25 protein-coding genes, 1 tRNA gene and 1 riboswitch are annotated in these 25494 nt (G+C 38.2%); of the genes, 12 read left to right on the top strand and 14 right to left on the bottom strand.

Going from position 1 to position 25494, the window contains the following annotated elements; genetic code table 11:
• Positions 1 to 311: 311 nt before the first annotated feature.
• Positions 312 to 1286: a hypothetical protein gene (locus ACXITR_RS01425; RefSeq protein ID WP_457995451.1), complete on the top strand. Its 975-nt coding sequence runs from the start codon at positions 312 to 314 to the stop codon at positions 1284 to 1286.
• Positions 1287 to 1511: 225 nt separating this feature from the next.
• Here ACXITR_RS01425 and ftsH2 read toward each other — a convergent pair whose 3' ends face one another.
• The 10 genes from ftsH2 to ACXITR_RS01475 form a co-directional block, all read right to left on the bottom strand.
• On the bottom strand, positions 1512 to 3398 hold the full coding sequence (gene ftsH2 / locus ACXITR_RS01430; RefSeq protein ID WP_457995452.1) for an ATP-dependent zinc metalloprotease FtsH2: 1887 nt from the start codon (positions 3396 to 3398) through the stop codon (positions 1512 to 1514).
• A 176-nt stretch (positions 3399 to 3574) separates the two neighbouring features.
• Complete coding sequence (locus tag ACXITR_RS01435) at positions 3575 to 4582, bottom strand: CsgG/HfaB family protein (protein WP_457995453.1); 1008 nt, start codon at positions 4580 to 4582, stop codon at positions 3575 to 3577.
• A 154-nt stretch (positions 4583 to 4736) separates the two neighbouring features.
• Positions 4737 to 5591 (bottom strand): HIT domain-containing protein, encoded by an 855-nt coding sequence (locus tag ACXITR_RS01440; RefSeq protein WP_457995454.1) that lies wholly within the window; start codon positions 5589 to 5591, stop codon positions 4737 to 4739.
• An 8-nt stretch (positions 5592 to 5599) separates the two neighbouring features.
• Positions 5600 to 6394 (bottom strand): ABC transporter permease, encoded by a 795-nt coding sequence (locus ACXITR_RS01445; protein WP_457995455.1) that lies wholly within the window; start codon positions 6392 to 6394, stop codon positions 5600 to 5602.
• A 153-nt stretch (positions 6395 to 6547) separates the two neighbouring features.
• On the bottom strand, positions 6548 to 7711 hold the full coding sequence (locus ACXITR_RS01450) for a DegT/DnrJ/EryC1/StrS family aminotransferase (protein ID WP_457995456.1): 1164 nt from the start codon (positions 7709 to 7711) through the stop codon (positions 6548 to 6550).
• An 80-nt stretch (positions 7712 to 7791) separates the two neighbouring features.
• Positions 7792 to 8229 (bottom strand): tetratricopeptide repeat protein, encoded by a 438-nt coding sequence (locus ACXITR_RS01455; RefSeq protein WP_457995457.1) that lies wholly within the window; start codon positions 8227 to 8229, stop codon positions 7792 to 7794.
• 17 nt (positions 8230 to 8246) lie between these two features.
• Positions 8247 to 8783 (bottom strand): hypothetical protein, encoded by a 537-nt coding sequence (locus ACXITR_RS01460; protein WP_457995458.1) that lies wholly within the window; start codon positions 8781 to 8783, stop codon positions 8247 to 8249.
• A 61-nt stretch (positions 8784 to 8844) separates the two neighbouring features.
• Positions 8845 to 9330: an allophycocyanin gene (locus ACXITR_RS01465; RefSeq protein WP_457995459.1), complete on the bottom strand. Its 486-nt coding sequence runs from the start codon at positions 9328 to 9330 to the stop codon at positions 8845 to 8847.
• Positions 9331 to 9435: 105 nt separating this feature from the next.
• Complete coding sequence (locus ACXITR_RS01470; RefSeq protein ID WP_457995460.1) at positions 9436 to 9855, bottom strand: hypothetical protein; 420 nt, start codon at positions 9853 to 9855, stop codon at positions 9436 to 9438.
• A gap of 192 nt (positions 9856 to 10047) precedes the next feature.
• Complete coding sequence (locus ACXITR_RS01475) at positions 10048 to 10197, bottom strand: hypothetical protein (RefSeq protein ID WP_457995461.1); 150 nt, start codon at positions 10195 to 10197, stop codon at positions 10048 to 10050.
• A gap of 37 nt (positions 10198 to 10234) precedes the next feature.
• Positions 10235 to 10296: riboswitch (Glutamine riboswitch) on the bottom strand.
• 346 nt (positions 10297 to 10642) lie between these two features.
• On the opposite strand from ACXITR_RS01475, the gene glmM reads away from it, so the two are divergent.
• The 4 genes from glmM (at position 10643) to ACXITR_RS01495 (ending at position 15144) form a co-directional block, all read left to right on the top strand.
• Complete coding sequence (gene glmM, locus ACXITR_RS01480) at positions 10643 to 12073, top strand: phosphoglucosamine mutase (protein ID WP_457995462.1); 1431 nt, start codon at positions 10643 to 10645, stop codon at positions 12071 to 12073.
• 64 nt (positions 12074 to 12137) lie between these two features.
• Positions 12138 to 13871, top strand: coding sequence for a hormogonium polysaccharide biosynthesis protein HpsL (gene hpsL, locus ACXITR_RS01485; RefSeq protein ID WP_457995463.1), 1734 nt, complete (start codon positions 12138 to 12140; stop codon positions 13869 to 13871).
• Positions 13868 to 14854 (top strand): hormogonium polysaccharide biosynthesis glycosyltransferase HpsN, encoded by a 987-nt coding sequence (hpsN, locus tag ACXITR_RS01490; RefSeq protein ID WP_457995464.1) that lies wholly within the window; start codon positions 13868 to 13870, stop codon positions 14852 to 14854. Before hpsL ends, hpsN begins: the two co-directional genes overlap by 4 nt.
• A 17-nt stretch (positions 14855 to 14871) precedes the next feature.
• Positions 14872 to 15144, top strand: coding sequence for a glutaredoxin family protein (locus ACXITR_RS01495; RefSeq protein ID WP_457995465.1), 273 nt, complete (start codon positions 14872 to 14874; stop codon positions 15142 to 15144).
• 94 nt (positions 15145 to 15238) lie between these two features.
• Here ACXITR_RS01495 and ACXITR_RS01500 read toward each other — a convergent pair whose 3' ends face one another.
• On the bottom strand, positions 15239 to 15832 hold the full coding sequence (locus ACXITR_RS01500) for a chorismate lyase (protein WP_457995466.1): 594 nt from the start codon (positions 15830 to 15832) through the stop codon (positions 15239 to 15241).
• A 277-nt stretch (positions 15833 to 16109) separates the two neighbouring features.
• On the opposite strand from ACXITR_RS01500, the gene ACXITR_RS01505 reads away from it, so the two are divergent.
• From ACXITR_RS01505 to ACXITR_RS01520, 4 genes are read left to right on the top strand one after another with little or no spacing between them, the layout of a single operon-like run.
• Positions 16110 to 16565 (top strand): phosphate-starvation-inducible PsiE family protein, encoded by a 456-nt coding sequence (locus tag ACXITR_RS01505; protein ID WP_457995467.1) that lies wholly within the window; start codon positions 16110 to 16112, stop codon positions 16563 to 16565.
• Positions 16566 to 16602: 37 nt separating this feature from the next.
• A complete protein-coding gene (locus ACXITR_RS01510) occupies positions 16603 to 17496 on the top strand; it encodes an ROK family protein (protein WP_457995468.1) in 894 nt (297 codons plus the stop codon).
• A 28-nt stretch (positions 17497 to 17524) separates the two neighbouring features.
• Positions 17525 to 18598: a potassium channel family protein gene (locus ACXITR_RS01515; RefSeq protein WP_457995469.1), complete on the top strand. Its 1074-nt coding sequence runs from the start codon at positions 17525 to 17527 to the stop codon at positions 18596 to 18598.
• A gap of 14 nt (positions 18599 to 18612) precedes the next feature.
• Positions 18613 to 19437, top strand: coding sequence for a hypothetical protein (locus ACXITR_RS01520; protein WP_457995470.1), 825 nt, complete (start codon positions 18613 to 18615; stop codon positions 19435 to 19437).
• Here the strand turns inward: ACXITR_RS01520 and ACXITR_RS01525 are convergent, their stop codons facing one another.
• Complete coding sequence (locus tag ACXITR_RS01525; RefSeq protein ID WP_457995471.1) at positions 19438 to 21330, bottom strand: protein kinase domain-containing protein; 1893 nt, start codon at positions 21328 to 21330, stop codon at positions 19438 to 19440.
• Between the two features lie 252 nt (positions 21331 to 21582).
• Between ACXITR_RS01525 and ACXITR_RS01530 the strand changes: the two genes are divergently transcribed.
• Positions 21583 to 21669 (top strand) — tRNA-Ser (locus ACXITR_RS01530).
• A gap of 132 nt (positions 21670 to 21801) precedes the next feature.
• Here the strand turns inward: ACXITR_RS01530 and ACXITR_RS01535 are convergent.
• Positions 21802 to 22383, bottom strand: a complete 582-nt coding sequence (locus ACXITR_RS01535) for an Npun_F5749 family FMN-dependent PPOX-type flavoprotein (RefSeq protein ID WP_457995472.1) — start codon at positions 22381 to 22383, stop codon at positions 21802 to 21804.
• Between the two features lie 103 nt (positions 22384 to 22486).
• Between ACXITR_RS01535 and ACXITR_RS01540 the strand changes: the two genes are divergently transcribed.
• On the top strand, positions 22487 to 23956 hold the full coding sequence (locus ACXITR_RS01540; protein WP_457995473.1) for a glycosyl hydrolase family 57: 1470 nt from the start codon (positions 22487 to 22489) through the stop codon (positions 23954 to 23956).
• A gap of 304 nt (positions 23957 to 24260) precedes the next feature.
• Positions 24261 to 25007 (top strand): hypothetical protein, encoded by a 747-nt coding sequence (locus ACXITR_RS01545; RefSeq protein ID WP_457995474.1) that lies wholly within the window; start codon positions 24261 to 24263, stop codon positions 25005 to 25007.
• A 52-nt stretch (positions 25008 to 25059) separates the two neighbouring features.
• Here ACXITR_RS01545 and ACXITR_RS01550 read toward each other — a convergent pair whose 3' ends face one another.
• Complete coding sequence (locus ACXITR_RS01550; protein WP_457995475.1) at positions 25060 to 25431, bottom strand: AbrB family transcriptional regulator; 372 nt, start codon at positions 25429 to 25431, stop codon at positions 25060 to 25062.
• Between the last annotated feature and the right edge of the window lie 63 nt (positions 25432 to 25494).

A 25494-nucleotide genomic window follows, 5' to 3' on the forward strand; every position in this document is an offset into this window, starting at 1 on the left:
CTTGGATGGAAAGATGTAAAAATTTGGTCAAAAACTTTGAAAGAACCTTATTCAACTCCACCCAAAAAGTTAACTTATGTTTTATTCGATTACTTTTAAAAAGACTCACTGCTTCCTGAGATACCAAATGGGTTCTATAAGGGCATTCTGAGAGTTTAATTCATTTCCAGAAGAAGTCAAGGTAAAAACTAATCGCCACAATTAACAAAAGATAAAGTTTTATTTCACAAAGCCCAAAAAAAATGTTATCTATAATACGATTGTCCAAATATAGAAATTATAATCATATTTTCCGAGGTTAATCATAAGTCATGACCAGAAAAAAGAGTAGAACTGGAACTGGTTTAGGAAGTTCTAAATCTAAAGTTAATATCACCCTTACCCCAGAAGCCAACGACACTCTGGTTGCTTTGGCGAAGGAGACTGGTTTAACTAAGTCTAAACTATTTGAGCAAATTCTATTGGGTGGATTGATAATTAACAGTCATAGTGCGGATACTCAGGTAGTCTTGCATGATGAAGGAGAGCAAAAGTTTTCTATCACTGAAGTGGATGGGAATGATGGGGTTAGGGAAGATGAGTCGGTTTCTTTAGATAAAGATGCCATTGAGCAAAAAACAAAAAACCAGCTACAAAAAATTGCTGAGTTAGAAAAACAAGTCAGTCAACAAAAAGAGTTAGTGGCTGATGCTTCTAAGAATAATCAAGATTTAGAAAGTAAGTTACAAGCACAACAGGATAAAGTTGGGGCTATTCAACAAGAGTTAGACAATAAAAATAATCAGATAAAAGATTTAGAAAGTAGTTTAAAGAAGGTTACTCAAGATTTAGAAAAGGGAGATCAATCTAATGAGATTAAAAACCTTAATCAAAAACTAAGTGAGCTTAACAATAATATTAAAAGTTTAGAGGAAAAAAATTCTGAGTTAGAGTCTTTTGTTAAAGAAAAGGATAATCAAATTACTAATTTAAAAGAGCAGATTTCTAGTTTACAAGAGGACGCTAAAAATAATGATAGTAATGAACAATTAAATTCTATTATTAATCAACTTAAACAAGATGTAGAAGATTATCGTCAACAAATTGCCATAAAAGAACAAGAGAAGGTTGCTTTGAGCCAAAACTATGCTAATAAACATAATAATATTATCAATACTTTAACTAAGGAAAATTCACAGTTAAAACAGGAAAACGCTAGTTTAAATAAACATTTAATAGATTTACAGTCTGTGGCTAGTATTGGGGAAAAAATGCTTAATAAATGGCGTGGTAAAAATAATTATTAACTCAATTTTAGTTGTATAAACCCACAAAAAAACTGACCTATATTTTAGATCAGCTTTTATACTAAGTCCGATTTATCTATACTGGGCAATGGGCTTAAGCCCATTGTTCTTTTTATTACTATACTTTTCTCTTAGAATCCAGTATTATTGTTTGTTCTGAAGAAAAAAGAGGTAGGGGGCGATCGCCCATTATTTGCTTGACACCCTACCTAAATTAATGAATCCCTATAGTTGAGGAATAAACTGTTCTTTTTCAGGAACTTCGGTATATTCAGCCACAATTTGACGGAATTCTTCACCATCAATGGTTTCCCTTTCAATTAAAAGATCCACAAGGCGATCGATTACTTCACGGTTATCTCTGACAATTTGACGGGCTAGTTGATGACCATGTTCGGCAATCATGCGAATTTGATCATCGATACGGGAAGCACTTTCTTCTGAATACTCAGCACGGTTCATGAAACCACCACCGAGGAACACTTCTCCCCCTTGTCCTTCTAAGGATAGAGGACCCATATCACTCATTCCAAAACGAGTTACCATTTGACGAGCCATGCCAGTAACTTGTTGTAAGTCACCCCCAGCACCCGTAGTTACTTCATCATCACCAAAGATTTCCTCCTCAGCGGCACGACCACCCATGGCCCCTGCAATTCTTGCCATAAGCTGGGATTTAGTGGTTAAACCTTGCTCCTCATTGGGGGTAAACCAAGTTAAACCTTGGGCTTGTCCACGGGGGATAAGGGTTACTTTTTGCACAGGATCATGATCTTTTAAGAGAGTACCAACGATGGCATGACCTACTTCATGGTAAGCAATTAGACGCTTACTCTTACTATCCACCAATGGAGTACCTTCCATCCCTGCGATCACACGATCCACCGCTGCATCGATCTCACTCATGGTGATTTCGGGTTTACGACGACGGGCGGTTAGAATAGCAGCTTCATTAAGAAGGTTGGCAAGATCCGCACCACTAAATCCGGGGGTACGACGGGCGATCGCCTCGATGGACACATCAGGGGCTATTTTTTTGTTACGGGCATGGACATCTAAGACCCCTAAACGACCTTTGAAATCGGGGGGATCAACCATTACCTGACGGTCAAAACGACCGGGACGCATCAGCGCAGAATCGAGTACATCGGCTCTGTTGGTAGCAGCGATAACGATAATACCAGTATTACCTTCAAAACCATCCATTTCCGTAAGGAGTTGGTTGAGGGTTTGTTCCCTTTCATCATTACCACCACCGATACCAGCACCCCGTTGACGACCTACCGCATCAATCTCATCGATAAAGATAAGACAAGGGGCATTTTCCTTGGCTTTTTTGAACAAGTCACGGACACGGGAAGCACCCACACCCACAAACATTTCCACAAACTCTGAACCAGAAATACTGAAGAAAGGAACTCCAGCTTCCCCGGCGATCGCCTTTGCTAGTAAAGTTTTACCAGTTCCGGGAGGTCCTACCAAAAGAACCCCTTTAGGAATACGGGCGCCCACTGCCGTAAATTTTTCAGGCTGTTTAAGGAAAGTTACCACTTCTTGTAACTCCTCTTTGGCTTCATCGATACCAGCCACATCATCAAACTTGATTCCTGTTTTAGCATCCATCTGGAAACGAGCCTTAGACTTACCAAAACTCATCGCCTGTCCAGGGCCTCCTGGCATATTGCTAGAACGACGGAACAAAAAGAACAAAGAAGCAATCAATAATACAGGGAATACTAGATTACCCAAAATTCCCCAAACAGCTCCCTCGCTGCGCATGGGGTGAGAGTCGAAGCTAATACCAGACTCTCTTAATTTACTGATTAACTCAGGAGAAGAACCGGGCAAATCAACCCTTAATCTTTGTACCTGACGTAATTCAGGATCAATGGCTTCAACGATAGCAGTGCGTCCACCTTCGTATAAATCAACACTGCTAACTCTGCCCTTATCAATGTATTCTAAAAATCTACCATAGGTCATGCGGGTACTAGCGGTATTATTACCAGCATTGCTCATGTTGTTGGGAGCAAAACTGCCTTGCCACAAGAAGAATCCCACCACCAAAAACGGGATTGCCCACAATAGTATAGTTCGCCAAGGTGTTTTCATATTTTCTAATATCCTCTTTTTAATGTCGAAAGTATTTTCACACTTCCCTTTAATGTTGTCTTTTATTTAATTATTAACAATAATAACAACTGCTTGTTAACTAAACTTAACATAATTCTCATCTTAAACGCAAAAAAACCTATTGGGGGAAAACCACACCCATTATCTATGGTTCATTACATGGGAGATACAATGTCACCCACCTGAAAACCAGAACCAGAAATAATACGACCTTCACTAGAGGAAGCATCCACGTCCTGAAGCTCTACAACCCCTAACTGCTGAGTAACTTGGCGAATAACCTCTCCCGTGGCAGGATCTTTAATTTCTCTGGATACCCTTTCAATGGACACCCGTAAACCACTACTGTAACCATGATTGGTGCCACGGTTAATAATGACGCTATTTCCTGCTACATCGGCTACTAAACCGGGGGTACTAGGGGCTACTCTGGCGATGGATGATAAATCAGCTTGTCTTGCATCCATTCTTTTAATCACTTCTCTGGTGGCATCCCGAGTGGCAACACTTAATAAAGTACCATCGTTACTGGTGGAGGTATCAATGGCAACTCCCCTTCTTCTGAAACTACCATCTACTTGAGAAACTTCGGCTTTTCCTTCCGCACCCATGACAATTTCCCCCGTGGTGGTGTTGATAAGACGGGTATTGAGGGTGACAAGGGCTTTTTTTGTTTGATTGCCGAGGCTGACACCAAATAAACCAAAACCTGTACCTCTTTCTTGTAAGTCAAACTGGGTAATAGAGCCTACCATAATTAGTTCTACCCCCAAAAGGCGACCGATTTGGGCTGCGGTGGCAGGATTTACCATTCCACTAGCCCCTAGGTTTTGCTCGTTGATAACGTCTTCTAGGCGACTGCGTTCGATTACGGAATATTTACCACTTTCTAACAATTCATTGACCACTATATCACTGACTCCTCTGGCGGCGCCTTCGATAAAGTTAAGGTTATTGGCGTTACTTAAGCTACTGTAATCAAAGTCCATTACCGCTAGTCTTACCCTTTGTTGGTTGTTTTGGGCTAACAGGTTTTGGGAGGGGTTTTGCTGGGCTATGGCTTGATATGGACTCACAGAAAGGGTTGAGATGGATACGGTGATGAGGCTAGAGGCGATCGCCATGGGAACTATTTTAAGGGACTTTTTTTTTGTGATGGTCATGATTATGGTATTTAGTAATTTAAAAATTAGCGGATGTTTAAAATTATAATAGTTATTATGACGACGTTTATTATGGTAAATTGTTCCGAAAAATAATAATAGAAAATAATTTAGTAAATATCATTACAATATGGCTTTTAAGTAATGGTTTATCCTATCTTTTGGGAATGATGGAGCGAATACCTTTGTTTGATTTTTGGTTCTCTTTTTCATAGCGAGGGATAATGTGAATATGGCTGTGCATCACTTTTTGTCCTCCTGCTTTATTGACGTTAAATCCTACGTTGAAACCATCTGGATTATATATATTTTTTAATATTTTTTGGACGGTATTAACCATTTGCCAACAGTTTTTTTGATATTCTATGGGTAACTCAAAATAATCAGCAACATGAATTTTAGGAATAATTAAACTATGTCCTTGGGTGAGAGGGTAGCCGTCTTTTATGGCATAGCTAAGGCTGGATTCTGTAATTAATTCTAGTTTTGGGTAGGGATTACAAAAGATACAGTATTCTTTCCTTTTTTTTATTTGATTGTAGGGAGTATATTGATAAATTTCGCAAAATTCATCGTTATATAATGATTTAAATGGTAGTTTTACTAATCTTTGATAGGTTAGTTTTTTATGGACATAATGGGTTCTATATCCTTCTTTTTTTAGATCCCTTCTTACGGCAAAATAAGCCTTTCCTGATGGTTTTAGGCTATGGGCGATCGCCATTATCACATCTTCTTGGGGTTCGGGAAATAATACATTGAGGACGTAAAAACAGATTATGGTATCAAATTTTTCTAAGGGATAATGGGGAAAATAATGGGGGTCATAACCAATAATATTTAGACCCTTTTCTTGTAGCTTTTTTACATCATTGCCTAATCCACAACCAAAATCTAAAATTTTACCCTTTAATAGGTTATTTTCTAACAAATATCGTGCAGGAAAGGATAAATATTTTCTATCAATGGCGGTTAAGTGACTATATTTATTTTCCTGTTTTTCATTCATTACAATAACTATTTTCTTGTAAAACGTAAAGTTTCAATGGATTGAGCTGTTAAAAATAAACCTAGTATAATGTAGCTTAAAAATATAATCAGACTAGATGTACTAAAAATACCTTGCACAAATTCCTCATAGCTTTTTAGCACTGACAATTGATTAATAAATTGCCCAAAAGAATTTTGAATATTATTCGTTAAAGCATCTAAAATTGAGATAAAAACAACTAAAATAAAGGTAATAATTGCTGAAAAAATGGTGCTATCCGTAAGGGAAGAGATAAACATTCCTAGGGATAATATGGCACTGGCTAAAAGAATTAAACCAAGGTGGGCTAGTAGAGGTACCGCAGGAGGAATAGGGGGATTAGAAGTACTAAAGGCGATCGCCTCGTACAACAAAATAGGTATAATCATAGTGATGTAAAACACCACTACTCCCAACAATTTACCTAGGGCAACTACCCAATTAAAAATAGGCGAAGTGGCTAAAAGTTCGATAGTACCCCTTTTTCTCTCCTCGGAATATAAACCCATAGATAGCATGGGTAAAAGAAAAATGGTAATAGACCCCATAATACCAAAAAACACTTGGATAAACTCATAGGGTACATCCCTAGGGCTAGTATTACCTAACTGTTCTTGCAATGCTACATTTTGAATAATGCCCTCTTCACTAAATAAAATAAAGAGAAAAAATACCCCTGAAATTAACCAAAAAACACTGGCAATAGTTAAGGCTAAAGGGGAATTAAAATAACCTTGTAACTCTTTTTGAAAAATAGCAATTATATTATTAATAATTTTCATAAAATCAGTAAAAAATTAGAACTTGAAACTTTGTTAATCGAATCTGAGAATTTTTAGTAACCATTGAAAAATGAGCAATAGGTGATAAAAAATGTACTTTATAACTGTAGAAAATCCTATGGTATTTTAATTCACATCTATCAGCACAAAACTCTAACTATTGATGGTTTTTGTCCATTGAATAATGGTATCAGCCACAATTTTAATGTCAGTTTGAGGTAATTCGGGATAGATAGGTAAACTCAAAACCTCAGAAGCCAATTGAGTTGTAAGGGGGTAAGGGGTATATTGACCTTGATAAACTGGTAATTGATCTTGGGGAATGGGATAATAAATCATACTACCAATGCCTTTATCTGCGAGGTAATCTTTTAACTCATCTCTTTTGCCATTTTTTACCCTGATAGTATATTGGTGGAAAACATGACCATCAGAAAATTTAGGTACGATGATAGAATTACAATCTGCCAATAATTGATTATATTGACGGGCGATATTTTGTCTTGCCTGATTCCACTTTTCAATATATTTGAGTTTTACCCGTAAAATAGTTGCTTGAATACTATCAAGACGGGAATTGTAACCCAACATTTCGTTATGATAATTCTTCTTCGCCCCATGCACTCGCAACATTCTAGCTAATTCGGCAACGCTATCATCGTTAGTCGTAATCATTCCCCCATCTCCATAAGCCCCAAGGTTTTTGGTAGGATAAAAAGAAAAAGCCCCCACATCACCAATACCCCCCACATATTTTCCTTTGATGGGATTAAGGTAATTTTCGTGGCATTTTTGCTCACATCCCAAACAATCTCCATGGTATTTTGCCCCAAAGGCTTGGGCGCAGTCTTCAATAATTTTTAATCCATATTCTTCTGCAATTTCTTTGATTTGAGCCATTTTTGCTGGTTGCCCATAAAGATGCACAGGCATAATAGCTTTAGTTTTCGAGGTAATTTTTTCTTTGATACTCTGGGGATTAAGATTAAAACTATCGGCTTCTACTTGGGCAAAAATAGGTTTCGCCCCCACTAAACTGATGGATTCGGCGGTGGCATAAAACGAAAAAGGGGTAGTTATTACCTCATCTCCTTCCCCAATATTTAACGCTCTTAGGGCGATAATTAGTGCATCTGTACCAGAGTTGACTCCAATGGCATGGTTAACCCCCAAAAAACTAGCAATTTCTTGTTCTAATTTTTGAACTTCTGGCCCTAATACAAATTGGGTTGATTCTAGCACAAGGGCGATCGCCCCATCAATCTCAGATTTTAATTGTTGATATTGCAGTTTTAAATCAAGAATAGGAATTTTCATAAAGATGGAATACTAAAGACACAATAATTTTAGGGCTAAAAATAACCAATAATTAAACTTTTCTTGCTTTTGCTCGGATTTTACTCAGTCTCAGGGGTAGTCTCAGGATTGGTTTCTAACTCAGTGGGAGGATTCTCTTGCTCCTCTAAACCCTGCTTAATGATACCCAAAACCTCCTGATAACGCTCTTCTTCGGGTTGAATTGCCACTAATTTTTTCATGGGAGTGAGCGCTCCTTGTAAATCACCCTTTTGTAAATTTAACTCTACTAATCTTTCTAAAGCAAAGCGATTTTCTGGCTCATTTTCCAACACCGATTCATAACCAGCGATTTCCCTCTCTATTTGAGATATGGCCACACCATCATCCTGGGGATTTTGATTATCCGTTGACACAGGAGTTTGAGGATTGATAATCATATTAACTACCGCCGACACAGAAAACAAAACAAAAGCTAATCCTGAGAGAATTATAAAAACCTTTTTAAAAATTTCTTTACCCTTCTTTTTACTTGCCATAAAATTAATTATATTATTCAGTGTAAATAATCAAACATTAAAACTCCTAAACTAAAAGTTATAGAAGCAATGGAAACCATGATAAAAATAAGTTGCTTACCGTAAATCTTTTTTTCTTCTAAATCTAAACTTACCAGAATAGTAGCTGAAGTGATTACTAAAATATCTGCAAAATAATCAAAATAACAAAAGATAAAAACTAATAAAATAGACCAAATCAGTACCGAAATAAATCCCTTTAAATCAGAACTAATGGATTCTTCAAAAATAAAAGTAATTATAGAAAAAGGGTTCATTACCATCAAAGAGATAGTAACAACGAGTATTAAAGACAATATCCGAATAATAATGAGTAATAAATCGTCATCAATTATTATATTCCATCTATTTATTAAACCCCTTGCATTTCTAATTAAAATCTCAGAGCGATTAGCCACAGACCAACCAATTATTAAGTAAATAGAAGAATATAAAAATAAAGATAACCACCACTTTTTACCAACCCAAGAAATGGTATTTTCCGATGATGAATCTTTCGCCTTTTTCTTAGCCATACAACTTTAGCAAAAAGGGCTTGATAATCAAGCCCCCGTAAAAAAATTTAACCGTTTTCTCTTAAGACATTACTTGAACCATATAATCGAAATAAGGAGCGGTTTCTGCGGCTTCCTCTTTGCTCAAAAGACCTAAGGATGCGTCTTTTAAACAACGAATAGAGTCAATCATGCCGGGGATAGGTACACCAAGAGAGTTGTACATTTCCTTGACACCAATCAGGCCAATTTTTTCGATAGGCTCTTTATTTCCAGCTAAAACTCCGTAGGTAGCTAAACGCAAATACCAACCGAAGTCTCTTAAACATTGATTATATTGTTTTTGTCCTGAAGCATTGCCACCGTTAGCACGATATTCAGGATGTTTTTTAAATAACTCTTGACTAGCTTTTTCTACGATTTTCTTTTCGTTTTCGGCTAGGGTTTCAGCTATTTTGAGACGAATCAAACCTGAATCTAAAAAACTTTTGATTCCTTGTAATTCCCCACTACTAGGATAACGCAGTTCATCATCTGCTTTGAGAATAACTTGACTTACTATGCTCATCTTAAAATACGAGTATTATTTTTTTATTATGTTTAGTTTAACTTAATTCGGTCTATCTATTTATGGCAAAGGTGGTGACATTTTGGTAAACTTTTTAATAATTCTTTAATTTTGGAATAACTCGAACACTTGACGGGAAAAATATTTGAGCTTTTCTTTGACTTCTTCTACGGGGGGAGTTTTTCCTTCTAGTTGCCAGTTTTCAATGGTGGATAGTCGCCACGCTTCCCCTGTATAGTTGAATCCTGCACTGTCAACCCCGATTAGTTTGTGGGTTTTATCGATTTCGTCATAATGAAATCTGATTTGTACTAGGATACTTCGACTCTGAATTTTACGACTCCAACCCGGGAAGTGAAAGCCGATGTCGATGGAGTCAGGATCTACTAAGTTAATGGTATCAGGATCACTATGCCATGGTTTAAGATCTGCTTTTACGTCAGGAAATTGTTGCTTGAATAGGTTGACTATAGCGGCTATTTTTGTGGCTATTTCTAAGCCTCTGGCTTTTTCTTCTGCATTCATAGACTATTGATGGATGATTACTGTTTCGGCTCAAACCTTTTAGGTTTATTATTAACACTATAGTTTGCCTTTTAGGGAAAAGGTAGTCTAAAACACATTCAATCTATGGTGAAAGCAAAAAAAACCTTCTGCCCTTATGATTAAGAACTCGAGGTTTTTTGTTAGTAAACTAGATTATTTTATTTTCTAGGATTATTGAAGTCCTACTTCTGCTGATATTCTGGTTAACATTGATTCTTGACGGCTCTGGGTGCGTTTGCGATCGCCCCTCATCAATAAACGAGCTTGTTGATTAACCGAACCGATGGTGTTATTTTTTTTGAAAGTGTTAGTTGCGTTCATAATACCGCCTCCTCTAATTTGTTGAGTTTAGATTTGAGGCGCGTTCCTTCAGAAGACTTTTTTCTTCTTACTTCCGTCTGTAACCAACAGATGAACGATTTATCCTTACTCTTTTAATATAACATAAACCATTAAAAACTGTCAAAAATAAAGTTATGTAACAGTTGATTTATTTAGCGTTCTAGTCTATGATCCAAGGATCTTTGAAAACATGGTTATCATATAACCAACATAAGAAAACTTAATTAAAAATTTATGGATTAGCAAGGACTGTTTGTAAATCGTCGTGGTTAGAATCAAATACTTTTAGATATTCCCTATAAATTAGATTTTTGATAATAGTATTAATAACCGATGGTTCATAAAATCATGGCAAATATATTTGTCTGTCTGTTTTAAAACATAAATTTAATAACCATTTATTATCGTGTGAGGAAAATTTACAATGGTAATGTCTTTTAATATTGCTGAAAATGGCAAGGTATCTGACCATGGAACGGTGCGATTTGGGGTTAATTCTTTACCCGACAAACTCTTTGGCACCGATGGCATCAGAGGTAAGGCGGGAGAGTTACTCACCCCTGAGTTAGCTTTGGGGGTTGGTATGGCAGCAGGAAGGGTATGGAACGAGGATGGAAACGGCTCTAAGATTGTTATTATTGGTCAAGATTCCCGTAATTCTAGTGATATGTTAGCCATGGCGATCGCCTCTGGTTTAACTTCCATGGGGTTAGAGGTATGGAATATTGGTCTGTGTCCAACTCCTTGTGTATCCTACCTAACAAGAACCATGGGAGCCGTGGGTGGCATTATGATTTCCGCTAGTCATAACCCCCCTGAAGATAATGGAATTAAGTTTTTTGGGGCTGATGGTACTAAATTAAACGGTGACAAGGCGATCGCCATTGAAGACCTCCTCAAGAGCCAAAATTTAAGGGCAGATGGTTACAAATATGGAAAAAATATTTATCGCCATGGACTAGCCCATAACTATCAAAGATTTTTAAGCCAATCCCTTCCCCAAGATATGAATTTTCAGGGAATGCGCATCGTCCTTGACTTGGCATGGGGGGCAGCGGTAGAAATTGCTCCCCAAGTATTTACCGAATTAGGAGCCGAAGTCATCACCCTTCATCATCAAGCCGATGGCGATCGCATTAACGTTAACTGCGGTTCTACCCACCTAGATAGAATTAAACAAGCTATCAAAGAATATGACGCTGACATGGGCTTTGCCTTTGATGGTGATGCCGACAGAGTTATGGCCATGGACTCGATGGGGAACATCATATGTGGTGATTATATTCTCTATCTTTGGGGACAATATTTACAAGAACAAGGACAACTACCCGACAACCTTTTAGTAGGCACTGTGATGGCAAACTTGGGTTTTGAGTTGGCATGGCAAAAAATAGGCGGTAAACTATTACGCACCGCCGTAGGAGATCAACACGTCCAAGCCACCATGTGGAAAACGGGAGCCATGTTGGGGGGTGAACAGTCGGGGCATATCCTTTGCCACCATCACCACTACTCAGGAGACGGCATCCAAACCGCCCTCCATCTCGCTTCCCTTACCCGCCAAAGGGGTGTTAGTTTAGCCGAATTGGTCTCTCAAAGTTTTACCCCCTATCCTCAAATTTTAAAAAATGTGCGGGTAGAAGATCGGGAAAAACGTCTGCGTTGGGGTGAGTGTGAACCCCTCGCCCAAGCCATAGCTAAAGCCGAGTCCGCCATGGGTAATCAAGGTCGCATTTTAGTACGACCATCGGGAACGGAGCCTTTAATTCGGGTCATGGTAGAAGCACAAAATGAGCATCTTGTCAATTATTGGACTGAAAATTTGGTGGCGGTAGTTCAACAACATCTAGCATAATAAAAAAGAAAAGAATTATTGGTTTGCTCAGTGATTCTTTTCTGTACATCATCCCCAAACTATTATGACTGCATCGAAAACCCAAAAATTTCGCAATCGTAAAAGGGGTGTTAAAAATGCTCCACTCAATGCTCCTGCCCCCCTCAGTCGCAAAGAAAAAATTGCTCTCAAGCGACAGGAAACTCGACAAAAGCAGAAACTGGTTAGTTCATGGGCGATCGCCCTTATATTGGGCATTTTAACCGCTTTACCCTCATTTTTCCTCTTTTCCCCAAAAGTGGGAATTTCTGCTGGTATCGGGATCATGGCAACCATTTTATCCTATCAATTTCCCAGATCCGCCCTCTGGGCTTTTCTCATCTATATGCCCTTCGGGGGAACCGTGGTATATGCCTTTGCTGGGGGAAATCTAATCTTTCAAATTGCCAAAGATGTATTTTATATTCCCGCACTGTTTGCCCTACTCATTCAGGCATGGAAGAACAGAAAACCAATTATCATCGCTAAACCCCTACTACCCACCCTGATGATATTGAGCATAGTGTGCCTCATTGTTTTAATCTTTGTAAATCTTCGACTAGAACTTTTTGCCCCGGCCTGTAGCTTAGTAGAAAATGTAGTTCCCCGCCCCATCTGCAAAAATGGTCAACCTTTTCTCCAAGGGCTTTTGGGGTTAAAAATATTCATCGGCTACATACCCCTGATGTTTTGTGGCTATCACCTCATCGAAGATAAAAAAACCCTCCTTAAACTAGGCAGATTACTCGCCGTATTAGCAATCATCTGTTGTCTTTTAGCCCTTGTGCAATACTCTTTCCTCCGCAGTGGACGTTGTCAGGCTACCAGCGAATTTACCGATGGTGCAGGTTTATTCCGTGCCAGTTTAGATGCTCGATGTTTTGTGGGTGGCTCGTTGCTTTATACCCCAGAACAAAATCAAATACGCTTACCAGGTACATTTGTATCCCCTTGGCATTGGGGCTGGTTTCTCATCGCTAACAGTGCCATTTGTTTTTCCGTTGCCTTTTTTGAAACCTCCCGTTTTTGGCAACTAATAGGGCTTGGGGGCATGGGATTAATTTTTATTAATACCGTTATCTCCGGGCAAAGGGTGGCTCTTTTTCTCGTGCCTGTGTTTCTTTTTGTGATGTTGGTGTTGACGGGGCAACTATTTCGCCTGAAGCGTTTTATACCCATTGCCGTTATTCTTGCCATCGCTGGATTTATATTTGTTTCGGCTAACCCAGATATTGTCACAGACAGGGTAAACAGTGCGATCGGACGTTGGAATGCTTCTCCCCCCCAAGATTTCATCATACAACAATGGCGATGGGTTATTAGGAACACTCGTTCCTATGGAGGAACAATTTTGGGATCTGGACTAGGCACTGCCACCAATTCCGCCAGAACTTTTGGTTCCATTGCTTTCATTGAAACCTATCATCCTAAAGTCATCTATGAAGTGGGAATAATGGGTCTAATCACTTTTTTAGCTTTTATCACCCACATAGTAATATATACTTTCAAAAAATATCGTTCTATTCAAGATCCTACCCTCAAAAGTTTTGCGAGCGCCTTTTGGGTATTTTTACTATTTCTCGGCTATTTCCCCTATTGGTACCCCCTTGATACTGACCCTGTTGCCGTTTACTATTGGTTATTTGCAGGGGTTTTAATTAAACTGACAATCATAGATAAACAAGAACGAGATCAAGAAGTACAAACGATCTTGAGTAAAAATCGAAAAAACAAGAAAAAATTTAAATCCCTAAAAAAAAGACGTACTGCCTCACCATGAATCAACCTCTAGTGTCTGTTATCATCCCTACCTATAAGCGAGAACAAGCCCTTGTGGATAGTATTCGGGATGTACTTAAACAAGATTATCATTCTTTTGAAGTGCTTGTGGTGGATCAAACTCAAAACCACGGAGAAGATGTGGAGTCTTTTCTTAACGAGCATCATGGGCAGGGGCAGATAAAATGGTATCGGGTAGATTGGGCAAGTTTACCTAAAGCTAGAAATTATGGAGTTAGTAAAGCTAAGGGGGAGATTGTCATTTTCATTGATGATGATGTTCAGTTGTCGGAAAGTTATATATCATCCCATGTCAAAAACTATCTGGATAATGAAAATATAGGAGCAGTGGCTGGAAGGGTTTTAGACCGTATGAAGCAGTTTTCGGCTCAAACAGGGGAACAAGGATATTCAACGGCATTCAAAGAGCATTTAGACCCCAAGGCGAGTGATCCTGGATTGGCATGGTATCATTTAGATTTTGTTTATCTGATTAAACCTCAAAAAATTATTACGGCGAGGGGTTGCAATATGTCTTTTCGGCGGGATATTTTCACAAAATATAATGTTTGGTTTGATGAAAGGTTTCGGGGTAGTGCGGTAAGGGAGGAATCGGATTTTTGTTTACGATTGCGGAGTACGGGGTATGATATTTGGTACGATCCTGATGCCGATTTGGTACATTTAGGGGAAGAAATGGGGGGCTGTCATGACATTACCACTAAGTCTTTGAGTTATCAGTTTGCTTTTTATCATAATCATTTTTTGATGGGGTTAAAAAATTTGACTTTTGCTCAACAAAGGCGTTTTTATGGTAAGTTATTTGACTGTCATGTTTTAGGGAATCCTCCTTGTAATAAAAGTGGTTCTTTATTTAAAATTATTACTCGGGGTATTTTTTATTTTTTAGGTTTTTTGGATGCTTTGAAAACTCAATTTTTGGGTTTATTTAGTAGTTATCATTCTTCTTTTTCTTTGGATTAATTAATATTTTAAAAATAATGAAGTTAATTTTATATAGTAAACAGGGTTGTCATCTTTGTGAAGGATTAGAGGAAAAACTTAGGGAAATTGATGATTTTAGTTTAACTATTGAGCTTAGGGATATTACTACTAATGAACAATGGTTTGAGATGTATAAGTATGAAATACCTGTTTTATTTATGGTTACGGATAAGGGCGATCGCCCCATCCCCCGTATGTCTCCCCGCATTTCTGTGGCACAATTAAGCAAAAAATTACAACAAATTACCGAAGATTTTGTAGATAATTAGGCTTTGATGAATAGATGATATTAAGTCTGATTTCTCGTTGAGGAGGGAACGGGGAATAGGGAACGGTTATAATATTTGGAAGTCTTAGTTTTTATCAATTATCATATTTGATTTGCCCTAAATATTTAGATAGATAAGGAGAAAAAACTTCATAAATAAGAGTCAAAGGCTTTTTATTATGCCAAAAAAGATAATGTCTGCCCCAAAAAGGCCCTTTTTCCCCGAAACTTTCCTCCAAATAAGAACAATTTCCGTAGTAAATACCCTGAATATCTCGATATAATTCCGTATGCAGTTTCGATAAACTTTCCCAAATGGGCAAGGCTCTATTTTCTAAATAATGATCCACATTATCCGCATTCCACCAAGAAGAAGCATAGGCTAACCTTTGTCCTGATGCGGTTTTGAGCCATACTTGTCTTCTTAATCTAGGGCCTGGTACTTTTTCGATGGCTTGAGGAGCATTATCTTTATCCATACCAATTAAGGACATATCAATCACATCTACTTGGGTGGGTTCTTGGGTTAATAATCGTAGATGCCTTGTGGGAGAGCCATCCCCTAATAGTAGTATTTGCCAGGGAGGTGCTAGTTGGGTATGGGGTAAGCCTGTTTTAACTACTTCTTCTCCCCCTTGCCAGATATTATCTAAACAATTCCATTGAGTTACGGTTGGTTGAGTCTTCAAGATTTTTTTGCTGAGTTTACAAAACTTAATAATATTGTAGCAATTATCTTAATACCGTTGTGGAAGATGCTTTTTTTGATGCAGTGCCTAGAAAGAACAAGGGCAATAACATGATTTAATATTTGTGGGTTAGAAATATTGGCTAAAAAGCATTTTTATCCGTGGGCGATGGTGTGCCATGGGATTAGGGGAATGGAATTAATTATTTTGTTTGAATAAATATATATTTTCTGCTCAATTTTATGGTTATTTTCCAATCAAATCAATATTAGGATTTATGAATAATTTTATCAACTATTTAAGAGAAATATTTAGGGATAAAAATTTTTTAAAAATAGTTCATCTTACGGAAAACGTTGTTTCTAAAATTTTGTCCTTGGGTATTATTATAGTAGTTTTTATATCTATACTAGATTTAATATTTGTTTTAGCAAGATACTTATTTATTACAGGGCAAATAGGCTTTTTCGCTAGTACGATATTTGAAATATTTGGATTATTTCTCAATATTTTGATTGCTTTAGAATTGTTGGAAAATATTACTGTATATTTAAGGAAGCATATTCTTCAAGTGGAATTGGTGTTGACTACGGCTTTAATTGCGGTGGCAAGAAAAATAATTATTTTTGACCCCAAACAGTCTGATAAAGTTGATTTAATTGCTTTAGGAATCGCCATAATATGTCTTTCGGCTAGTTATTGGTTGGTGAGGAAGTCCCACGAAGCTAAGTAAACATTAAAATAAATAAGGATAATAACACTATTATAAGATGGTAAAAGAAAAAGACGTAATCGGAGTAGATTTAGGGGGAACAGCCATTAAATTTGGTCGGTTTTTGGCCGATGGTACTTGTTTAGAATCCTTTAGTATTCCCACTCCTCAACCTGCTACCCCGGAAGATGTCATCAGTGCGATCGCCCTTACGGTCAACAAAATTAATCAAAATAACCATAGCATTGCCTTAGGTATTGGCATGCCCGGGGCTACCGATGCGGGGGGCAGAATCGCTAAAGTTGCTATTAATTTGAGTGGATGGCATAATGTACCCCTTGCCGATGAACTAGAGGCAAAAACAGGGCTAAAAACCACCATCTGTAACGACGCTAACTGTGCAGGATTGGGAGAAGCATGGTTAGGGGCTGGAAAAAACTATCAAAACTTGATTTTACTCACCATTGGTACAGGGGTAGGGGGTGCGGTTATCCTTGATGGTAAACTATTTGTGGGACACAATGGAGCGGGGGCAGAACTCGGTTTAGTTACTTTCAATCCCCAAGGGCATCCGTGCAATAGTGGTAATACGGGTTCATTTGAACAACACGCTTCCGCCACCGCCATCTATCGTGACACAGGAAAAAAGCCCTCGGAGTGGGGAAAATTAGCCAAGAATAATGATCCCAAAGCCCTACAATTTTGGCAAGATTACGGCAAAACATTGGGTATTGGTTTGGCAACCTATATTTACATATTTACCCCAGAAGCCATTTTAATTGGCGGAGGAGTAAGTGCTAGTGCAGAATATTTTTTACCCGCAACTTGGAAAGAAGTTGAAAAAAGAGTTTTACCGAGTTCTCGAGAAGGACTAAAATTAATGGTGGCACAGTTGGGGAATAATGCTGGAATAGTAGGGGCAGCAAAACTTGCTTGGCAATTAGTTGATTAAATTACCATAAGCAGGAGTGTTTAAGTGAGTGAATAACGGAAAAAGACCTTCAGCTTCCGAACAAAGATATTTACGGGTAAAAAGAGAGTTAATCGTTGCTTCTGTCGCCCTTGGGGGGGTAGTATTATCCGGTACGTTGTGGTACTGGCTGGTGGAAAAGTGGTCATTCATCGACTCTGCCTATATGACTATTATTACCCTCTCGACGGTGGGTTTTGGTGAAATTAGATCCCTCGATGATCGAGCTAGGGTTTTTACCATGCTCCTGATTTTAACAGGGATCATCATTTTCGGTTATTTGGTCAACAGTTTTACCGATGCCATTTCTCAGGGTTATTTTAAACAAAGACTTTTACTAAAACAAAAGAAAAACGTGATTGATAAACTAGAAAATCATTATATTCTCTGTGGATTTGGTCGGATGGGCTTCCATGTGGCAAGAGAGTTACACGCCGAAAATACCCCTTTTATTCTCATCGAAATGGGGGAGGATGAATTAGAAATTGCTCAGGGTTTAGGTTATCTACATATCCAAGGGGATGCCACCCTTGATGAGTCTTTATTGGAGGCTAGGGTGGAAACGGCGGCGGGTATTATTGCCTCCCTTAGTTCTGATGCTGATAATCTTTATACGGTAATATCGGCTAAGGCTCTTAATCCTCGTATAAGGGCGATCGCCCGGGCAAACTCAGAGGAAGCGGTAAAGAAGCTAGAAAGGGCAGGGGCCGATGCGGTAGTATCCCCCTATGTAACAGGGGGAAAAAGACTAGCTGCCGCAGCTTTAAGACCCCAGATAATGGATTTTGTAGATGGTATCCTTAGTGGGGGGGAGCGATCTTTTTATTTAGAGGAATTTATGCTTCAAGAAGATTGTCTTTGTTTGGGGCAAACCCTCCGAGAAGCTGGTCTAAGGGCAAGATCTGGGGCTTTGGTGGTGGCTATCCGCACCCCTGACAACGGACTAATTCCAGGTCCTACGGGGGAAAGCATCCTTGAGGAGGGGGACTCTTTGATTTGCATGGGTACAGCGGAGCAATTACGCTCCCTTAATTCCATTCTTGCTCCTATGAAAAAGTCTCCTCGTCAACCTAGAAAATCATAGGTTTTTATTGTTAAATGGACAGTGTTTTAGTTAGCGATATTTTAGGGAATACTTTATTTAAAATCTATTCACATGGGCAACTAAATCAACAAGAATTTATTAACGTATCTAATGATATTTTCTTCGATTTAATTTTAAATCAACGTCAAAAAACTACTATTACTTTCAATAGTTCTATCTGTTTTAAATTAACTAAATATTATTCTTGTACTCCCTATTCTTTAGCTACTGATTTTCTTGAAATTTATAAAAATATGAATCTCAAAAAATATGGTAATTTAATGATGAATATATCAGGAGAGGGTTGGTTAGAGTTAACTTTAGATAATTTTTTTTTAGAGGAATATTTAAATAATTTACTGAGCTTTTCTTTTGAAAATAACTATATTAATCATAGTAAAATACAAGCTGATTTTAAGCATATTTATATCCACAGTCGCTTTTGCTCAATTTTAAGATCAGCCCATGAACAAAGAATAATTACTTTAGACTGTTTAAATTTTGCCACAAATTTATGGAATATATTAGATTTTGAGGAAATAAAATTTAGTAGTTTAGAATTTTTAATAACGAAAGATTTAGGGTTAATAAAAAGTATTATTTACTGCTTAGAACTAACGAAAAATAATAAATCAGGAAAAATTAACTACCTTAAAATCGTTGAAAAAATGTTTCAAGCCTTAACCGCATGGGAAAAAAACTGTCGTATTTGGGGAGCAGTAAAAGAAGAAAATATCGATTTAGCCAAGGCTAGATTGGGACTAAGTGCGATCGCCCTTAGATATTATCAAAACCTATGTAAATCAATATTTATAGAAGACCTGCCCACAGAATTGTAACTACTCCATCACCCAAAGATTAACATTAATTCTGCCATTAACCTTTCTAATCTGACCATTCCAATTTGCCACACTAAAAGATCTTAAATCAGTCTCCCCATCTACCACCTGCCTTAAAGCCTCCCTTACCACAGGGGTTAAATTACCCTTCAATAAACGATCAAAAGTTGCCGCCATGGTTTCCATATCCGCAGAAGGAGGAAAAGATAAATCAACTTCTCTAATGCGATTATTGTTATCATCCACCTTGTAACTAACCTGAGTGTTGCTGTTGAGTACGTTGTTATAACTCCATTCCGTGGTATTGCTTTCAGGATTAGAGCGTCTTTGGCTAGGCTCACCTAATCTGCTTAAAACTTCATTTACGAGGCTTCCTGTGGTTAAAACAGGGAGAGAGTTGCCTGTGCCAGAGGACGAATTATCTCTCCTACCCCGTCCCCTCGAACTATCAGAAGGAGGATTAGAAGCTCCTTGGTTTTGATTACCCTCAGGGGATTCTGGGGAAGTAGTTTCCTCTGAACTTGATTGATTTTCAGTAATTTCCGACTCATTTTCCTGATTTTCCACGGTTTCTTCTGGATTAATTTCTTCTTCTACCGTTTCTCGCTCCGGAAGACGAAATATATCAGGATTTAGGATTGGATTACGGCGATTTGACTCAATGGCAGGGGGTTCAACTTCTTCTGAATTTGGGGATGGTTGATTTTCCCCTGATTCATTGGCTAACTGTGAATTAGAATTATCAAATATATTGGCAATTACCCCATAACCGAGGGTAAAAGAGGCGATCGCAATGAGAGATAACCATAGGATAGGTAATAAAGAGCCAAAAAAGCCCTGTTTTTCATCCTCCTCATACCCTTGAGTATAAGAATCATTAACCGCTACCGTGTTCACCTTGCCCCGTCTAATAGTACCCCCATGGAGAGGATTATTAACCAAGTTTTGATTCCGTCCTCCCACCGCCACCGTGGGATCATAACTAATAGTACGATTATTAGTAGAAGTAGAAATATTTTTAGTAGGTATTTTCGGGCTACCAAAACCCACCGTAGGCTGATGGGAAGTCATGGGTTTGAGGGCATCCAACATTTCCTGAGAATTAGAAAAACGCTCCCTGGGGCTAAAACGAATTGCCCTATCAATTACCCCAGCGAGATTAGAATGAAAATCTGGAATCTCATCACGCCACAAAATTTCCCCCGTGCGATTATCCGTGCGTAAATGCTGGGGGGACTTACCCGTTAACATATATACCGCCGTCAAACCTAAGCTATATAAATCACTAGAGAAAATAGGGCGCCCCGCCGCTTGCTCAGAAGACATATAACCCGGGGTGCCAATGGCGATAGAATAGGCAGATTGCCCATGGGAATACATTAAAGTCGTTAAAGCCTCTTTTACGGCCCCAAAATCGATTAATACTGGTAAATTATCCTTCGCCCGAATGATGATATTGTCAGGCTTCACATCTCGATGGACGATATTTTCTTTGTGAATGTAACCCAATACGGGAAGGATTTTTAATAAAAACTGCTCCACTTCTTCGGGAGGAATTTTGCCTTCTTCCTGAACTTTTTTGGTGAGGGTAATTCCCTCTACCCATTCCTGTACTAAATAAAAATTTTTATCTTCACAAAAATAAGCATGAAGACGGGGTACTTGAATTTGTTCATCCCCCACATGTTCTAATATACGAGCCTCTTGTTCAAAACGATCATACATCCAGTCAGGAATGCTCGACTCATTAATAATCGGCTTTAGTTGCTTAATCACACATCTTTTATGGGAGGGCGAATGGGTATCTATGGCAAGAAAAGTCTCCCCAAACCCCCCCCTACCAATAGATTCTATGATTTGATAACGATTATTTAACAATGTAGTAGTATTCATTCCTTTGGTGGAAGTCGTTGATATTTTTCCCATCTATCATAACCATTATTTAAAAAATTTTGAGATAGTGATTTTCACACTTTTTGCTCTACTGAATTTGAATTAAACAATAATTGGCATTTTCAAAAAATGATTACAAGAATCTCCTAGCAAGGACTATAGCCCTAATTTAAGAAATTGTCTAAACCTTTTTTTGTTCTCTTACCTTGTAAATTTTTTTTAGATTAGCTATAATATTTAACTGTGTCATCTGGAGAGGTGGCCGAGCGGTTGAAGGCGCAGCACTGGAAATGCTGTTTGGGGGTAACTTCAACGAGGGTTCGAATCCCTCCCTCTCCGTACTCCATAAGAAGAGCTAAGGGTTAATTCCAAGGCTCTTTTTTTGTTGTCAATTTTCTTAGTTTTACATTTAATTTAGTTAGTTGTTTAGGGGAAGGAGTTTAAACCCCTTGTTCAAGATAAATTTGATTACTATGGATTAGTAGGACTCATTTTCCATTGATTTTGTTCCTCTAATTGGTACAAGTATCTATTTTGAGGATTGCCTTTGAGTTGCAGATGGTCAACCTTTTGGGGTTTAAATAGTAGTAAACAAAAAGTATCTAGGGGATTATCAAGATTGTCGGGGGTGATGGCGGATTCATCATTAAGTGTCTCCCCGGGGTTTGCCCATGTGAATTGTATTTTGGCGTTATCGCTCAATTTTTCCCATACCTGTTGACGGCCATGGAGCATTTTTGGCTCTTTTTCTTGATGGGTGATAATATCAATAACACCATGGATTCTAAATTGCTCTCTAGTTTTGGTAAAGTACCAACAAATTTCGCTTTGGGGTTGTTTTTGTAGATGTTGATATTTTTCGCTTCTGATGTCGGTGATGATTTGTAGCCAGTTGGTATCGTCATAAAATCCCCTAAATACCACGGTGCGATTTGTAGGAAAGTCCTCGGGGGAAATGGTGGCTAGTTGAAAGTAACGGCTATAGGGTTTTGCCCTATTTAGATGTAATGCTTTGGCTAAGGGCGATCGCCATGGTGCTAGAATATTAGACATGGGGGTATATGTAAAAAATTAATTAAGATTTGAGAGTCAAACTAAAAAGACTTACATAATAAAGATACTATAGCGATAGTTCACATGGAGAACCATTGTTATCATGACCGCTACAAATGTACAACAGTTTAGACAACTCACCACAGATATTCCCCCCATTGCAGGAAAAGAATTAGATATAGAAAAGATAGTTAATCACCAAGAATCTATTTTTTTAGATAACACCGATATTAATTTACAAGAAAAAAAAGCTCTATTTGCCTGTGCCTTACATATGCACCAACCCACCATCCCCGCAGGGCAACATGGGGAATTAATCTGTAATTTACAACATATGTTTGAGCATCAGGGGGAAGGGGATAACCATAACGCTTCTGTATTTGCTTGGTGTTATAGCCGTATGGGGGATTTTATTCCCGAATTAGTGGCAAATGGTTGTAGCCCTCGCATTATGCTGGACTACTCAGGCAATCTATTATGGGGATTGCAACAGATGGGCAGGGAGGATATTTTAAATAATTTGCGTAAAATTACTCAAGATAAAACCTACCAACCCTATGTAGAATGGTTAGGTACGATGTGGTCCCATGGGGTAATTCCATCTACTCCTATTCCCGATATTAAGTTACACATTCAGGCATGGCAACATCATTTTGCTTCTATTTTCGGAGAAGATGCCCTAAAAAGAGTTAAGGGTTTTTCACCCCCTGAGATGCACCTGCCTAATCATCCCGATACTTTGTATGAATATATCAAGGCGTTGAAGGAATGTGGTTATCGTTGGTTATTAGTACAAGAGCATTCGGTGGAAAGACTCGATGGACAAGGACTATACCATGATGAGAAATATATTCCTAATCGTTTGGTAGCTAAAAATTCCCGTGGGGAGACTATCAGTATTACAGCGTTAATCAAAACTCAGGGTTCGGATACTAAGTTAGTGGCACAGATGCAACCCTACCATGAGGCGAAAACAAAAGACAAGCAATCCATAAATGGGGTGATGATTCCCCCTTGTGTAACCCAAATTGCCGATGGAGAAAATGGTGGGGTAATGATGAATGAGTTTCCTCGGGATTTTCCTCCCCTATGGTATGGCATCAAAAATTCTGATGTGGTGGGGGTAAATGGCACAGAATATCTGGAGTTGTTGGCAGCCTCTGGGGTATATGAAGATGATTTCCCTGTGTGTCAAGGGGTGGGGCAACACAAGATTTGGCAACGGGTTGGGGATGATATAACCCCCGAAAAAGTACAAAGTGCGATCGCCTTTTTAACGGAAAATGATCATCAATTCCATACCGAAGGCGCATCATGGACAAATGATTTAAGCTGGGTAAAAGGTTATGAAAATGTATTGCAACCCATGAATCAGCTAAGTGCTTTATTCCATGAAAAATATGATTCTTTGGTAACAGAAAATCCTCAAATTACCCATACCCAAAACTATCAAGAAGCCCTTTTATATAATCTACTATTGCAAACTAGCTGTTTTCGCTATTGGGGGCAAGGCACATGGACAGATTATGCTAAGGAGTTATATCAGCGAGGAATAAACATCATCAAGGCATAACCCTACTTCTATTATTTTTTGTCTTTATTACTCATTTATTAACAAGGGGTTTTAACCCCTTGGCTTCTAACACCGAATAGACAATTATCAATTATTCCCTAACCTCCCTTTGCAAAGGCAGCCATCACAATAATAGATAAAGACAATCCGGGGATTAATAGTACCACTAACATTAAAAATTGATCGCTGGTCATAATATTATTGCTTAAAAGTATTTACATTAACTATCATTTTAGAGGATGAGAAAAAAAATAAACCTTAAGAGATGGTTTAAGTTCATGTTTAAAAGTCAGTGGAGTTGGATATGGTAGATGTGAAAGATTTTTTTCTGGGCTTATTTTTATGGTTAGGAAGCTCAGTTTTTTTGATGGCTTTTTTGGGTAGTAAAACCTCATCGGAGCATAATTCCGTATCTACTCCTCGGCGTAGAAAGTTAGTTCAAATTACAGAGCAACAAAGGACGGTTATTGATAATCTACAGGGGCAATTGGCTACTAAGGTGGAGGAATTACAACAGGCTAGATTAGATATTATGGAGTTGCAGTCTGACTTGAATGATTCCACTGAGGAATTAGAATCTACCCAAGATAAATATCAAGCCCTTCACAAAGAATTTACCCAGAAGGTGGCCGATATAACTAATAAAATATTGGAGTTAGAAAAACAAAACTCTGTTTTATCTCAACAGTGTGAAAGGTTGCCAGAGGAAGTAAAACAAGATTTACAGACAAAATATTTTGAGCAATTACAGTCTTTGCTTACTAATTATCCTACGGCTAAAATTATGGTGAAGTTTAAACCCGATTTACCCGCTAAAAGTGTTGTCTGTTTACTAAAACCCCTCGAGGATTTGTTGGCAGGGTGGGAAATAACTCCCGTTGGGCAACCATGGCGACGGGTAAATTTTGACCCCAATTTACACCAACCAGATGCTGATGATATTAGGGAGGGGGATTTGGTTTATATACGTTTTATTGGCTATGCCCAACAGGATAAAGTTTTGGTTAAAGCCAAGGTTAGTCGTTTTTTACCTGGGCAAGAGGGAGGCTAAACCCATTAAGCAAGGTTGGTTGGATGGGGCAGAGGGGATTAGTTAATGGAGTTTATTCTTCATCTACTTGTTTGAGATGAATATTTTTACGCCCCAAAACTACTTCAAATTCATCTCCCGGTTTTAAACCCATTTTTTCGGTATAGGCTTTACCGATGGATAAATTACCGTTGGATTGTACATTGATGCGGTAGTTGGCACTTCTACCCCTTTTCTTGGCTTCGGCGGTGGAGTCATTGTCGAGGCTAATACCTTCTGCTTCTATGAGAGCATTAAGAAATTTCACCATACTGACTCTTTTTTGTTTGCCTGATAGGGTGTAATAACCACATTCAATGGCTTTTTCTTCCCGGGATGCGTCACCCATCTTTTTTACTTTTTTGAGTAACTCTTTTCCTGTTAATGCTTTTACTTTTTTTGACATTTACTTTGATTTTACTATTTTTTGACTAGCTATTTTTTTTGATTTACAAAAGACTAATAACTC

This window comes from Cyanobacterium sp., assembly GCF_054166785.1.